The organism is Spirulina subsalsa CS-330 (assembly GCF_028330765.1).
Taxonomy (GTDB): Bacteria; Cyanobacteriota; Cyanobacteriia; order Cyanobacteriales; family Spirulinaceae; genus Spirulina; species Spirulina subsalsa_A.
In genome coordinates this window covers 1-12289 of the sequence record NZ_JAQMTY010000290.1, presented here as the reverse complement: position 1 = coordinate 12289, position 12289 = coordinate 1, and the positions used below count along the sequence as shown (strand labels likewise).

15 protein-coding genes and 2 pseudogenes are annotated in these 12289 nt (G+C 49.0%); 10 read left to right on the top strand and 7 right to left on the bottom strand.

What is annotated here, in order from left to right; translation table 11 throughout:
- Nucleotides 1-110 (top strand): annotated as a pseudogene (locus PN477_RS19935) (IS1 family transposase); the annotation flags it as partial.
- 90 nt (nucleotides 111-200) lie between these two features.
- Nucleotides 201-581 (top strand): HNH endonuclease, encoded by a 381-nt coding sequence (locus PN477_RS19930; RefSeq protein ID WP_272116574.1) that lies wholly within the window; start codon nucleotides 201-203, stop codon nucleotides 579-581.
- A 295-nt stretch (nucleotides 582-876) separates the two neighbouring features.
- Here the strand turns inward: PN477_RS19930 and PN477_RS19925 are convergent, their stop codons facing one another.
- On the bottom strand, nucleotides 877-1122 hold the full coding sequence (locus PN477_RS19925) for a helix-turn-helix domain-containing protein (protein WP_272116571.1): 246 nt from the start codon (nucleotides 1120-1122) through the stop codon (nucleotides 877-879).
- 36 nt (nucleotides 1123-1158) lie between these two features.
- Between PN477_RS19925 and PN477_RS19920 the strand changes: the two genes are divergently transcribed.
- From PN477_RS19920 to dndE, 8 genes and pseudogenes are all read left to right on the top strand, one after another.
- The gene (locus tag PN477_RS19920) at nucleotides 1159-2181 is read left to right on the top strand and encodes an LAGLIDADG endonuclease (protein ID WP_272116570.1); all 1023 of its coding nucleotides are present in this window, start codon (nucleotides 1159-1161) and stop codon (nucleotides 2179-2181) included.
- Between the two features lie 4 nt (nucleotides 2182-2185).
- Nucleotides 2186-2629, top strand: a complete 444-nt coding sequence (locus PN477_RS19915) for a hypothetical protein (RefSeq protein ID WP_272116568.1) — start codon at nucleotides 2186-2188, stop codon at nucleotides 2627-2629.
- Between the two features lie 4 nt (nucleotides 2630-2633).
- Nucleotides 2634-2966, top strand: coding sequence for a hypothetical protein (locus tag PN477_RS19910; RefSeq protein ID WP_272116566.1), 333 nt, complete (start codon nucleotides 2634-2636; stop codon nucleotides 2964-2966).
- Nucleotides 2966-4530 (top strand): annotated as a pseudogene (gene dndC, locus PN477_RS19905) (DNA phosphorothioation system sulfurtransferase DndC). The gene PN477_RS19910 and the pseudogene dndC overlap by 1 nt, the downstream one beginning before the upstream one ends.
- Nucleotides 4527-6536: a DNA sulfur modification protein DndD gene (dndD, locus tag PN477_RS19900; protein ID WP_272116562.1), complete on the top strand. Its 2010-nt coding sequence runs from the start codon at nucleotides 4527-4529 to the stop codon at nucleotides 6534-6536. The pseudogene dndC and the gene dndD overlap by 4 nt, the downstream one beginning before the upstream one ends.
- Nucleotides 6537-6581: 45 nt before the next feature.
- Nucleotides 6582-6809 (top strand): hypothetical protein, encoded by a 228-nt coding sequence (locus tag PN477_RS19895; RefSeq protein WP_272116560.1) that lies wholly within the window; start codon nucleotides 6582-6584, stop codon nucleotides 6807-6809.
- Complete coding sequence (locus PN477_RS19890; protein WP_272116558.1) at nucleotides 6802-7068, top strand: Txe/YoeB family addiction module toxin; 267 nt, start codon at nucleotides 6802-6804, stop codon at nucleotides 7066-7068. The genes PN477_RS19895 and PN477_RS19890 overlap by 8 nt, the downstream gene beginning before the upstream one ends.
- 124 nt (nucleotides 7069-7192) lie before the next feature.
- The gene (dndE, locus tag PN477_RS19885; protein ID WP_272116556.1) at nucleotides 7193-7567 is read left to right on the top strand and encodes a DNA sulfur modification protein DndE; all 375 of its coding nucleotides are present in this window, start codon (nucleotides 7193-7195) and stop codon (nucleotides 7565-7567) included.
- A gap of 46 nt (nucleotides 7568-7613) precedes the next feature.
- On the opposite strand, the gene PN477_RS19880 is transcribed toward dndE, so the two are convergent.
- The 6 genes from PN477_RS19880 to PN477_RS19855 all read right to left on the bottom strand — a co-directional run bounded on the left by PN477_RS19880 (nucleotide 7614) and on the right by PN477_RS19855 (nucleotide 12110).
- Nucleotides 7614-7952, bottom strand: coding sequence for a hypothetical protein (locus PN477_RS19880; protein WP_272116554.1), 339 nt, complete (start codon nucleotides 7950-7952; stop codon nucleotides 7614-7616).
- A gap of 53 nt (nucleotides 7953-8005) precedes the next feature.
- Nucleotides 8006-8224 carry a type II toxin-antitoxin system VapB family antitoxin gene (locus PN477_RS19875; protein ID WP_272116552.1) on the bottom strand — a complete coding sequence of 73 codons (219 nt, stop codon included), beginning with the start codon at nucleotides 8222-8224 and terminating at the stop codon, nucleotides 8006-8008.
- A gap of 86 nt (nucleotides 8225-8310) precedes the next feature.
- On the bottom strand, nucleotides 8311-8628 hold the full coding sequence (locus PN477_RS19870) for a DUF4926 domain-containing protein (protein WP_272116549.1): 318 nt from the start codon (nucleotides 8626-8628) through the stop codon (nucleotides 8311-8313).
- 2 nt (nucleotides 8629-8630) lie between these two features.
- On the bottom strand, nucleotides 8631-8957 hold the full coding sequence (locus tag PN477_RS19865) for a DUF6883 domain-containing protein (protein ID WP_272116547.1): 327 nt from the start codon (nucleotides 8955-8957) through the stop codon (nucleotides 8631-8633).
- Between the two features lie 12 nt (nucleotides 8958-8969).
- Entirely contained in the window at nucleotides 8970-11732 is a 2763-nt protein-coding gene (locus PN477_RS19860; RefSeq protein ID WP_272116576.1) for a tetratricopeptide repeat protein, read from the bottom strand.
- A gap of 63 nt (nucleotides 11733-11795) precedes the next feature.
- Nucleotides 11796-12110 (bottom strand): hypothetical protein, encoded by a 315-nt coding sequence (locus PN477_RS19855; RefSeq protein WP_272116545.1) that lies wholly within the window; start codon nucleotides 12108-12110, stop codon nucleotides 11796-11798.
- Between the last annotated feature and the right edge of the window lie 179 nt (nucleotides 12111-12289).

The window sequence follows — 12289 nt, the reverse complement described above, 5'->3', positions numbered from 1 at the left end:
GCTCAAGATTAGTGAGGAAAGGATTATCATATTCTAAAAAATTCTTTAATCATGAAGGAGCAATATGGTATTTTATTCATCACTATAATGCAAGTATTAATGTTACTTAACTTACTAATTCACTACATGTTTACCACTACCAGGAAAGCGGCGGCACAATCTACCGCGTTGAAGACCTCGAAGATGAGCAGCAAAATGTTGTGCGTGATGCAGCATTTCGGCGGGTCGTGGTGTCGATTTATGAGCAACGCTGTGCATTGTGTCGGCTCCAAGTCATCGCGCCCAATGGCCAAGGCATTGTAGACGGCGCACACATCCGCCCCTTCTCTGAGTTCCACGACGATCGCATCGTTAACGGCCTCTCACTCTGCAAAAATCACCACTGGGCTTTTGATCGGGGTTGGTTTAGCATTGACCCTGATGGTTATCGTGTTGTGGTTGCGTCGGGTCTTCGGGAAGATTCACCTAACGGGGCAGGCTTGATGTCATTTCATGGGGGCGCGATCGTGCTTCCAAATCTTCCTCACTTTAACCCAAGCCCTATCTCCTTAGAATGGCATTCAAAAAACACATTCATTTAAGCAAGAAATGATGATAAATATCCAAACTTTATCTACAATACTATCTTCTTTTTTGTGGATTGTTCACATAATTTTAATTTTGTGTATTGGTGCTTTCTTGATGTTTATTTCTATGAATTTAAAGCCTTACATATCTACTCTTATCTTGTTGTCCTTGATTACTCTTTATGTTCAATTTTCTAGCTTTTCGGTAGATAACGAGATTCAATTTTTGCACTATATTTTTGCAGGAATATTTGGTTGTACTGTAGGTCTTGCAATGAAATTATTAAGAACACAAGTATAGCCAAGTAATTCATTGCTGAGACGGATTATTAATTAACTCTCCTAAGTAACTTTCGAGAAATGTTTTAGCGGCTTCTGAATCGAGCTTATTTAAGGCCAAAACGATCCCTACAACGGTTTCAGCGGTGGGGTCAATTTTCTCGTGATACCAGCGATGCACCTTGGGGCGATCGATCCCCATGGTTACGGCTAGTTTGTTCTGGCTGATTTTGTGCTGCTCCAGTGTATGCCGGAGGGCTTGCCCTGCTCTTCCCATAGCCTCTGATCGTGTCAGAGGTAGGGCTTGGCGTAAATGTTGCCATTTTTGGATACAGCGTGTATCGTGTTGAGTGTTGCCATAAATGGATACATTGCAATGAACGGAGATTGTGCGATCTGCGGTCAACCGATCACGACCGTATACACAAAAGGCATTCAGCCGAAAACCTGCGAGGCTGAAGCGTGCAAAAAAGCCTACACCTTGAAAAAAGCAAGGGAAGGCGATGTTAAACGCCGTGCGGCCCGGCGGTACAAACAGGAACAAATGGGTTTAAAGTTGATCCCTTGCGAAGTCTGTGGCGAACGGTTTGAAGCCATTCAACCCGCCCACCTTAAGAAACATGGCTTAACTCTTAAGCAATACCGAGAGCTATACCCTAACGTTCCAATCATGACGGATCGAATAAAGGAAGAACGGGGCAAAAGCTCAACCAGTCAAGCACATTACCTTAGCTACAACGGTAAAAAACCAGACCGCGTTTTGTTTGAGTTTTTAGTTGGGGCAATGTTGGGAGATGGTTCTTTAGAAAAGCAAAAGAATAAGAAAAATGCACGATACGCGGAAGGGGGAAGCAATGAAGATTATATCAAATCAAAATTCGATTTTTTGAAGCAATATTTTCATTGCACATTTAATGAACGTTTATCATCAGCTCACGTCAAGTCTGGCAAACAATATCAAGGCTATTGGTTACGAACATCTGTACATCCTATTTTAACAGAATGGCATGAATTATGGTATCGAGATGGTATAAAGGTTCTTCCAGAAAAAATGATCAAAGAGTATTTCTCTTTTTCTTCTTTGTTAATTTGGTTTTGTGATGATGGCTGCTCTCTACAGCGAATATTATTCTATACGATGGCATTTACAGATGATGAAGTTGAGTTTTTAGCGGACTTGTTGAAATCTAAATTTGATCTAACCGCAAAAATCAGACGAAACAAAAAGAAACAGCCTTTTTTGACATTAGACAGCAAATCGAAATGGGCTTTTCTGGAAATGTGTAAGTCTGTAAATATACCAGGAATGGAGTATAAACTACGGGGGGAATATTGAGATCATGAAATATAGAATCATTGTCCCGATCGCGATCTCAATCTTTACTTATACGAGTGCGATCGCGCCTAAAAAAGTTCAAGCAAATCCGGCGATCCCGGCGGCGGTTTTTGGGTGTGCAGTGAATCCGGCTTGTGTGATCGGTGTGGTTGTGATTGGTGGGGTTTTATATTGGGAGTTCATTCAAAATCGCCAACTAATCCGCGTTCCTGTTCCCCAAGGTATCGACCCCTACCGGATCGAAGGAGAAGATCCGGAAATCTTGGAAGACCCCGAAGATGTGGGGACAGAGTGGACAGAATCAGTTTTAGCCAATAATGAGGCTGATGCTTATCGGCGTTGTCAAGCAATCTCCCAGAGTTCAGGGCTTAATGTTCGTCTGGTGCGAGTGGTGCGACGCTCTAAAAATGGTAAAACTTGGGATTGTTACCTTTATTCAGTTCGTTAATATCATGGCTCAATTTATCGGCTTAAATCGCTATCAAATCGGCATCCCGGAACCCGGTTACTCTTACTTATTCGTTAACTTGTCCACCTTAACAACAATGGGCGCGACTGATGCTCTGATGAAGTTAGAAAGCCTCGGTTATGTACCGACCTTACGCTATTGGGACAATGGGGAAATGCTTCAGGTTTGCGCCCTGCTGAAGGTTGCGACCGTCACCGCAGACCCCGAAGCTGATCCATTAATGGCAGAACTTGAAACCCTTTATGAACACTTCGACGGTGAACTAAGCGCGGTTCGCTGTGCAACTCGTCGCCCTGCTCATCCAAGTACAAGCTAATGCAACCATCACATCATCAAAACCGTACAGTTTCAGAACTAATCGAAGCCATCAAAACCCTAACCCAGGACATTCAAAGCCTATATTTTAGTGATGATACGCCGTGGCTTGTGGGGTATTCCGGGGGAAAGATTCAGGCGCGACGCTGCAATTGGTGTGGAATGCGATCGCGCAACTTCCCCCCGAACAACGCACCAAAACCATTCACGTTATTTCCACCGATACCCGCGTCGAAAACCCCATCGTCTCCGCCTGGGTGCGCCAATCCCTCGACCGGATGCGCCACGCCGCCCAAACCCAAAACCTCCCCATTGAACCCCATCTTCTACAACCGATCATCAAAGACACCTTTTGGGTCAACCTGATCGGCAAAGGCTACCCCGCCCCCCGCCAAAAATTCCGCTGGTGTACCGAACGCCTCAAAATCAACCCCGCCAACCGCTTCATCCGCGACACCGTTCGCAAACATGGCGAAACCATCCTCGTCCTCGGAACCCGTAAAGCCGAAAGCACCAAACGCGCCGCCACCATGGCCAAACACGCCCAAAAACGACTGCGCGATCGCCTCTCCCCCAACGCCAGCCTCCCCAACTCCCTGATCTACACCCCGATCGAAGATTGGCGCAATGACGAAGTGTGGATTTATCTCAACCAATATCCCAACCCGTGGGGCCACAGCAACACCGACCTCTTCACCATGTATCGCGGCGCGACCGCCGATAACGAATGCCCCATGGTGATCGACACCTCAACCCCCAGTTGCGGCGATTCCCGCTTTGGCTGCTGGGTCTGCACCATGGTCGATCAAGACAAATCCATGGCCGCCATGATCCAGAACGACGACGAAAAAGAATGGATGGAACCCCTGCTGGCCATTCGCAACGAATTAGACATCGAAGACGATCGCGATCGCCGCGACTTTCGGCGACTCTCTGGGGGCGTGCAAATCTTTGAACGTCGCCAAGACAACGGCACAACCCAACCCGAACCCATCCCCGGCCCCTACACCAAACAATGGCGTGAACATTGGCTGCGGCGCGTCCTTGAAACCCAAACCCAACTGCGTCAAACCGCCCCGCCCCAAATGCGCGATATTACCCTAATTGACCTCGAAGAATTGCACGCCATTCGGCAAATTTGGCTCGAAGAAAAACACGAATTTGAAGACAGCTTGCCCCGCATCTATGCCGAAAGCACCGGGGAAGCATTCCCCTTTCCCGATGGGGAAACCGCCCGACTTTTAGGAACCGAAGAATGGCAAGTCTTAGAAGAAATTTGCCCCGACGCGATGCACCTAGAATTGATGGCAAAATTGCTCGACACCGAGCGCAAATATCGCACCAAAGGCAAGCGGATCGGGATTTTTGAAGACCTCGAAAACTGTTTTAAAACCAGTTCCCGCACCGAAGCCGAAGCGATCCAGCAGGCACAGGATCGCTATGCGTTGAAGGGTGCGATCGCCTCCGGTGACCTCCAGACCGTGCGCCAACTCACCCTCAACCACGCCCAACCCAACGACAAACCCACCACCTGGGGCGACGCAAAATTCAGCAAAAAATCGTGATTTTCCAGAGCTTAACCCTGCAAAACTTTGGCCCCTATGCCGGTCGCCAAACCCTGAACCTCACCCCCGACCCCGATCGCCCGATTATCCTGATCGGCGGCATGAATGGCGGCGGCAAAACCACGATTATGGATGCCCTGCGCCTCGTGTTGTACGGTCAACGCGCCCAATGTTCCAATCGCGGCAGCCTCGCCTATAGCGACTTTTTGCGCCAGTGCATTCACCACCACACGCCGCCCCACGCCGAGGTTGCGATTGAATTGGTCTTTGAACATGCCTTAATCGGGGAGCCGGTGCATTATCGCCTCCGTCGGGCGTGGGAACATCACGCCACCCCCAAAGAAACTTTGAGCGTGTTCACAACCCATCTCGACACTCAAACGGAAATCCCCGATCAGGCCCTGGCGAAGATTTGGGATGAACGGATTGAGGATTTATTGCCCTTAGGAATTTCTAATTTATTCCTCTTTGATGGCGAACAAATTAAAGAACTCGCCGAACAGGACACCCCGCCCCCGGATGTGATTACGGCGATTCAATCCCTGCTGGGGTTGGAGTTGCCCGATCGCTTAGGGTTGGATTTGAAAATACTGCGCGATCGCAAGCAAAAAGCGATCGCCCAACAAGAAGAACAGGATCAACTCCAACACCTCGAAACCGAAATTGAACAGCACCAAAACGCCTATCAAAACGCTTACCAAGACCTCGGCAATCTTCAAAACCAAATCGACAAAGCCGCCAATGAATTAGAACTCGCCACCCAAATGTTTAACATTCGCGGCGGTGAAATCACGGCCCAACGCGCCCAGCTTGAAAGTCAACTGCACCAACTCCATCACGAAGCCCAACACCTCCAAGATCGCCTCCGTCAATTGGCCGCCCAAACTCTACCCCTAGGGCAGATTGCGCCCCTGCTAGAACGAGCGCGGCAACAGGGTCACGCCGAATTAAACGCCGCCCAAATTGCGATCGCCCATCAACACATTAACGACCACGATCGCGCCCTGCTCAGCTTCGCCCAAACCCAACCGATTCCCCCCGATGCCTTACAACGTCTCAGCGACTTTATCACCACCGCCCAGACCCAACGCGAGGGCGCGATCGCTCAGATTCAGCCCTATTTAAACCCTAACCCTCAAACCCTCCAACGCCTGGATTATCTCCTCACCCATCACCTCCCCGATGCACAAAACCAGGTTAAAACCTACTGCGATCGCCTCGAACTGATCGCCCTCGACATCGACACCACCCAACGCCAACTCGCCGCCGCTGCCACCCCCGAAGAATACGCCCAACTCGGCGCGACCCTGAGCCAAGCCGCCGCCAAACACGCCACCCTCACCGCCACCCATCACGCCCAAACCCAAACTGTGAAACACCTGCGCGACACCCTCAACGCCAGCAAAGCCCAGTTACTGAGCTACAGCAATGCGATCGTGGCGCGGCAAAATGATCAGCACATTCTCAAATCCATCGATCGCGTCCAAAACACCTTAATTGAATTTCGCGATCGCCTCAAACTCCGCAAAGTGGATCACCTTGAATCCGCCGTCACCGAATGTTTTCGCTACCTCCTCCGCAAAACTGACTTTATTCATCGCGTCACCGTCGATACCGAAAAATTCACCCTCACCCTCTACGACACCACCGGCCAAACTATTCCGAAAAAACGTCTTTCCGCCGGAGAAAAACAAATTCTTGCCACGGCGTTTTTATGGGGACTCGCTCGCGTTTCCGGTCGCCATTTACCCGTCGCCATTGATACCCCCTTGGGCCGTTTAGATTCCTCCCATCGCCACAACTTAATTGAACGTTATTTCCCCGTAGCCAGCCATCAAGTGATCTTACTGTCCACGGATACCGAAATTGGCGCGATCGAAGTGGCCCAACTGCGCCAGAACCAAACCATCACCCAAGAATACCGGATTGACTATGATCCAACGACGCGACAGAGTGCGATCGCGCCGGGATATTTTGACAGCACAGCGGCTCAAGACATTCAATAATGCCTATAATAGTCCCAACGTAAACCCAGGCAGAGGTAAAAAATAATGACCACAGTTTATCGACTGAAGGCAAGTGAACTAAATCTTGATTTACTCGAAGCGATCAAAACTCAATTTGGCGATAAAGAGATTGAAATTACCATTTCTGAATGGGATGAAACTGCGTATCTCCTACATTCAGAAATCAATCGTTCTAGGCTGTTACAAGCTGTAAAAAATGTTGAAAATAATCAGAATCTCATTTTTACAGATTTAGAAACATTAGATGAGTAGAAGAGTTATTTTTGAGGCCTCTGCATTTGCTGATTTTAATGAATGGCTCAGACTAGATAAAAAGACTCATCGTAAAATCATTGAATTAATCAAAATAATTGATCGCACCCCCTTTACAGGAATTGGTAAACCAGAACCCTTAAGATATGACTTGGCTGGCTATTGGTCACGGCGGATAAACCAAGAACATCGCCTGGTTTATCAGGTCACTGAAACAGATATCATCATTATTTCTTGTCGCTATCACTATGAGTCATAGCGCAACATTATTCAGTTCGGACAGATCAGGCAACTTCAGCCCCTTATGCCTTAAAGTTTCGAGTGTTTTAAGGATTTAAATAACGGCTCTATCCAGTCATTTTTTTGAAATATCAAGGATCATCATGCAGCCTCCCATTCACCGCATTCAACTCAGCCAAACCGCCAAAGATCACCTGATCAAACTGAAGCGAATCACCAAAATTGACCAATGGAATATTCTCTGTCGCTGGGCCTTCTGTCGCTCCCTCGCCGAACCCCATCCCCCGTCACCCGTTCCCATTCCGGCGGATAGTAATCTGGAAATGACTTGGAACACCTTTGGCGGTGAGGATGCAGAGGTGCTCCTAATCGCCCTCAAACAACGCTGTTTTGAAGATGGCTTAAGTCTGGACACAGAGACCCTCGCCCAGCAATTTCGCCTCCATTTGCATCGTGGCATTGGCTATTTAGCCGGCGATCCAGACCTGAAGCGAATTCAAGATTGGGTCATCATTTAGATTAGGGGACAAATGCGATCGCGCAAAGCCAGGGAAATATAAGCACTCATGGCATTATTTCAAGTTCTTGGCGGCGCTGAAGGGTATATTTGGCGCGGGCTTTGAGCAGCGTCAGAGCATCGATTTGTTCGAGTAATTCATCAAGGATTTGGGTTTCTGTTGGGGTGAGGCTGCTTTGATTATTTTTGCTCAGAAGGGTGTTGAGGGTCTGTTGACTGTTGAGGGCGAGTTCGATATTGGCGAAGGCTTGGAGTTCGGCGGGGCTGATGTTGAGCAGGCAGTCTGGGTCGTTGGCGAGGGGATGGGTGAGTTGTTCGTAGGTGGCGAGGTCGAGCATCACGCCAACCCGTTGGCCGTTTTCGTTGGTGATGTATTGAATGGACATTTTTTCTAGGCTCAGAGTGTTGATTTTATTCTATTGAGATTGAAAGGATAATGCTAAGGTTGCAGCGTTTGGGAGACAGTATAACGCTGCTGTTTGTAGTCATAGTCTGGGTCGTAGTCAATGGTGTCGAAAAGTTTGATGATTTGTAGTTTTTGGCGGCGTTGGATGTATTCTTGGAGGGCGGTTTTGATGATGTCTTCGGTGGTTTGGTGGTCGCTGAGGGCGAGGGCTTCAGCGAGTAGGGTTTCATCAATGTTGAGGGTGTTTTGCATGGGGTTTTGAGTGTGAATGGGTGGGGAATTTTAGTTAATCTTCCATTGACCATTAAATTGTGATGGTATGGTTTATTTTATTTGGGTTAGGGTAGGGTTGTTTTTTCCCGTTGGAGGAGAAAGTCGAGGTAGTCTTCGAGGTTTTGTTGTTGGGTGGGGGAGAGTTGACGGAGTTTGGTGAGGATAGCCATTTCTCGCGCTTGCGGGTTGTGGGGGATAATTTGTGAGGCGGAGACTTCGATGGTGACTTGAGGCACATTGAAGCCTTCGATGCTGTAGCCGTCTTCTTCATCGCTGATGGGGTAATGTTCCACGATTGTGCCGATTTGTCCTTGCTTGAGGTTATATTCAGGGAGGTCTTGGGTGAGACTAACTTGGGTGAATAGGGGATAAGGTTGGCTCATATTTATGCTCCTTTATCGGGAATTAAGGTGACAAATCGACAGACATTTTGATGAATCATCCAAATGGTTAAAATTTTAAGAGTTACGTGATTGGGGCCGGTAAGATTAGCTTTGATTTGATATTTTTGACCATAGCGATTTTCTTGGATCAGTTGAGCGGGTTGGGTTAAGATTTGGGTCTTGATGTCTATTTCTAATTGTTGCCAATTTTCCAGGGTGTATCCAGCTTGGGCTAAGAATTTGGATTTATCGTCTTTGGGGAGTGGAATCAGCAGGTATTGAGTGATTTTTGCGGGGGTAATGACTGAATTTAGGGGTAAGAAGGTCATGGGAAGGGTAATTTAGGGTAAATCGCGGAGAATGTTGTCGCATTTTTCGACATTGTGCAATTGTTTCATTTCAGCGAAGAGGGTGCGGGCTTGGGTGAGGTGTTCGCGGGCAGCTTCGATCTGGTCAGTATCCCGGAGAGCTTCCCCCAGATTCATTAAGGAATGTGCGATGCCATGTTTATAGTTAATTTGCCGTTTGATCGCTAAGGATTGTTCATAATAGTCAATGGATGTTTCATACTTTCCTCTTGCTTTATCAATCTCACCCAAATTATTTAAAGCCATTGCTTCACCACGTTTATTTTGAATTTGCTGTGAGATCAGTAAAAATTTTTCATAATAGTCAATAGCTTCTGAATACTTTCTTGAAGAATTGTAGACATTGCCTAAACCACAAAAAGAGAAAGCTTCACCTTGTTTATCTTCCATTTCTTGCGTAATTTTCAACTGTTCTGTGTGATATTCTATGGCTTTCTCATACTCCCCTAAATGCTTGTAAGCATTGCCTAAATTTCCCAAACAAATCCCCTGTCCACGTTTATCCCTGATTTGCTTTGCAATCGCTAAAGATTTTTCGTGCTGGTCAATAGCCTTTTCATACTCTCCCAAGAAACAGTAGATATTTCCTAAAGAAGTTAGTGACGATCTATGATACCAATGGTTTTTTCCACATGATATATTGATTAATTGTTCATGCAATACAATTTTTTCCTGTTGAAAGCCTCGAAAATCGAGAAATCGATTAATCGATTGCCCTGTTTCATTACCGTCGTAAATCACATCAAAGGCTTGCGCATACTCGCCAAGCTCACAGTGATGATGAAACAACTCCAGATAATCGCGCACCTCCGCCAATTCACGATCGCGCTCCTCAAAAACATCCCAAGGATAGGGCTTCTTCCGAGCGTCGTAATAGTCAATCGCCCAACGGTGTAACGGCGCAGAATTATCGACTTGGCTCAACAAATACGATCGCACAAACGGCAACACCGTCACCCCCTCACCCCCCTGATCCATCAATAACCCCCGATTTACCAACCCCCAAAACAACCCCGACTCCGCCACCGTCACCACATCCTCCCCAAACGACCCACGCAACACCGCCAACCGCGTCAACACCTCCCGCTCTCGTGGCAACAACCGCCCAAAACTCGCCGCCAACACCGTCGTTAACTGCACCCGTTGATTCCGATGCTGCCCCGCCAACCGCGACAACAAATCGCCAAACTCCGGACTGTTCAACTCTTCAATCGACTTTTGCCGCTGCCGTGCCCCCTGACTATTTAATAACCCCGCCGTGAGCGTCAGCGTCAACGGATGCCCATCCACCAACTCCGAAAACTCCTCTAATTTGCCCGGCTCCTGCTCCGTAATCCGCAACGCCGCCAACAACTTCGCCCCCTCCTCCGACTCCAACCCCGACAACACACACCAAGCCGGACATACTTGATCAATCTCCGGCTCCTGCTGAGACGTAATCAACACCTCACTGCGTCGCCCCCCATTCACCCACCGCTGCAAAAACGTGACGTATTCCGGTTGATCCAGCACCGATTCCAAATTATCCAACACCAATAAAAACCGCTCATTTTGCAACAGCGCGATCAATTCATCCGTTAATTGCTCCGATGACATCCGCTCCAACACATCACGGGGAATCTCCCCCCACTTGTCCAACAGCGATCGCGCCACCCCATCAAACCGAGGCGCAAACCCCAAATCAAACCACCCTTTCCCCACAAAATCGGCGCGATCCTCAAACACCTTCACCGCCAGCGTTGATTTACCCATCCCCGCCATGGCAATCAACCCGGAGAGTTTCGTATTTTCATCATCCAGCCAAGCGTTAATCTGTGCTTGTTCTGCGTCCCGTCCCTGCCAATGGGTAGCCTTGGGGCGCGGTTCGTTTTGGATGATCCGGGGGCGCGATCGGGATTGAGATTGTTGGGCGATCGCCTCTAGAATCGTCTGGGTTGCGTCGTTAATTGTGTCAATGATCAGGGTTTGCCCCACTTTTAAGGCATCAAGCTCGCGCCCGATTTGGTCGGCAATAGCGTTTAAGGCAGCCGCTTGATTCGTGGCGATCGCGTCATATCGCGCCTGGATCTGATTCACCAAATCCGGCGAAATGCTGCCATTTCCCGCCGACTGTAACCCCTGCACCGTCCGCAAAATTTCCCCCAACAGCGACAGCGTCATCCCTGCGAACGCCTTCCCCCCCGTTTCAAAATCCGCCTTCAACACCTCCCGCAACGCAAAGGCAAATTCTGCCTGTAATTTGGCAGCCAAAGCCGTCACCGTTGCCGGACTCAGTTCAATCTCCACCCATAAACAGAAATACCGAGAAATCGCCGTTTCCCATTCCGACTGATCCAAAACGGCCCGCTGGGCGGCGGAATCCGTTAGCCATGCTGTGAGTTGACTCTCTTCGATGTCCGTCAGTAATGCGCGATCGCGGGCGATATGTTCCACAAAAAACGGCCATTTTTCCGGCAATTCACGGGCCAGTTTTTTCAGCGCGGCCCGTTCAGGATGATCCTGGGCAACTGTAGCGACGATGCGAGCGATCGCCCTCCCCACCGCCTTCGTTAAATCATGATTACTCAGATCACCCCTTTGCCGCCGATCATCAAGCCAATCCCCCAAGGCATTCGCCGCGACCCCACCCGCGACCCCGCCCCCACTCGTCCCCAAAACACCTAACAGCGATGGTGAAACCGCGCAGGCTCCCATCAACACCAACCCACTAAACACCGTCAACCGCCGTAACGACATCACGCCCTATCCCCACTCAATCCTACTTTTATAATACCGAGAGCGACGAGGTGCGATCGCGCCTTAAGAATCCTTCGCGCTGGGGGTGATGATGGGGCGATCGCGCAGTTCGATCAATCCGACGAAGCCGGTGAAAAAAGTATAGAGGGCCGTGGGGATGGGGCGTTGGCCGCGGGAGGGGGAGAGGGCGATCGCGATGCCGCTTTCGACTAGATGCGCTGCGATCGCGAACCGTTCCAACCAGAAAATGGGCGTTAAACCCGCCGGGATGAGCAGACCAGCACTCACCGCAAACACACGCCAGACTTCCAAGCCCAACCCCCCCGCAATCAGCAGCGTCGAAAGCACTTTGATCAGTGGAAACAGAAACGTTCGCATGGCTGGAATCAACAACAACGTTGCGTTAAAGTCTTACCGAGTTTGAACAAAAAGAGCGACGCACTCCCCCACCTCGCCGCAGGCAGGTGGGGGTCAAGGAGCGCAGCATAGTGGTATAATACAGCCAGCTTAATGGGCACGGCAAAAGACGGAACAAAGATTCCGAGTCATCTGGAGGC

Coding starts and splice junctions, on each gene's coding strand:
- PN477_RS19920 (WP_272116570.1), top strand. CDS start 1,159: ATGTTGCCATTTTTGGATACAGCGTGTATCGTGTTGAGTGTTGCCATA.
- PN477_RS19860 (WP_272116576.1), bottom strand. CDS start 11,732: ATGTCGTTACGGCGGTTGACGGTGTTTAGTGGGTTGGTGTTGATGGGA.
- PN477_RS19880 (WP_272116554.1), bottom strand. CDS start 7,952: ATGTCCATTCAATACATCACCAACGAAAACGGCCAACGGGTTGGCGTG.
- dndE (WP_272116556.1), top strand. CDS start 7,193: ATGCAGCCTCCCATTCACCGCATTCAACTCAGCCAAACCGCCAAAGAT.
- PN477_RS19890 (WP_272116558.1), top strand. CDS start 6,802: ATGAGTAGAAGAGTTATTTTTGAGGCCTCTGCATTTGCTGATTTTAAT.
- PN477_RS19925 (WP_272116571.1), bottom strand. CDS start 1,122: ATGGGAAGAGCAGGGCAAGCCCTCCGGCATACACTGGAGCAGCACAAA.
- PN477_RS19870 (WP_272116549.1), bottom strand. CDS start 8,628: ATGAGCCAACCTTATCCCCTATTCACCCAAGTTAGTCTCACCCAAGAC.
- PN477_RS19915 (WP_272116568.1), top strand. CDS start 2,186: ATGAAATATAGAATCATTGTCCCGATCGCGATCTCAATCTTTACTTAT.
- PN477_RS19865 (WP_272116547.1), bottom strand. CDS start 8,957: ATGACCTTCTTACCCCTAAATTCAGTCATTACCCCCGCAAAAATCACT.
- PN477_RS19895 (WP_272116560.1), top strand. CDS start 6,582: ATGACCACAGTTTATCGACTGAAGGCAAGTGAACTAAATCTTGATTTA.
- PN477_RS19910 (WP_272116566.1), top strand. CDS start 2,634: ATGGCTCAATTTATCGGCTTAAATCGCTATCAAATCGGCATCCCGGAA.
- PN477_RS19855 (WP_272116545.1), bottom strand. CDS start 12,110: ATGCGAACGTTTCTGTTTCCACTGATCAAAGTGCTTTCGACGCTGCTG.
- PN477_RS19875 (WP_272116552.1), bottom strand. CDS start 8,224: ATGCAAAACACCCTCAACATTGATGAAACCCTACTCGCTGAAGCCCTC.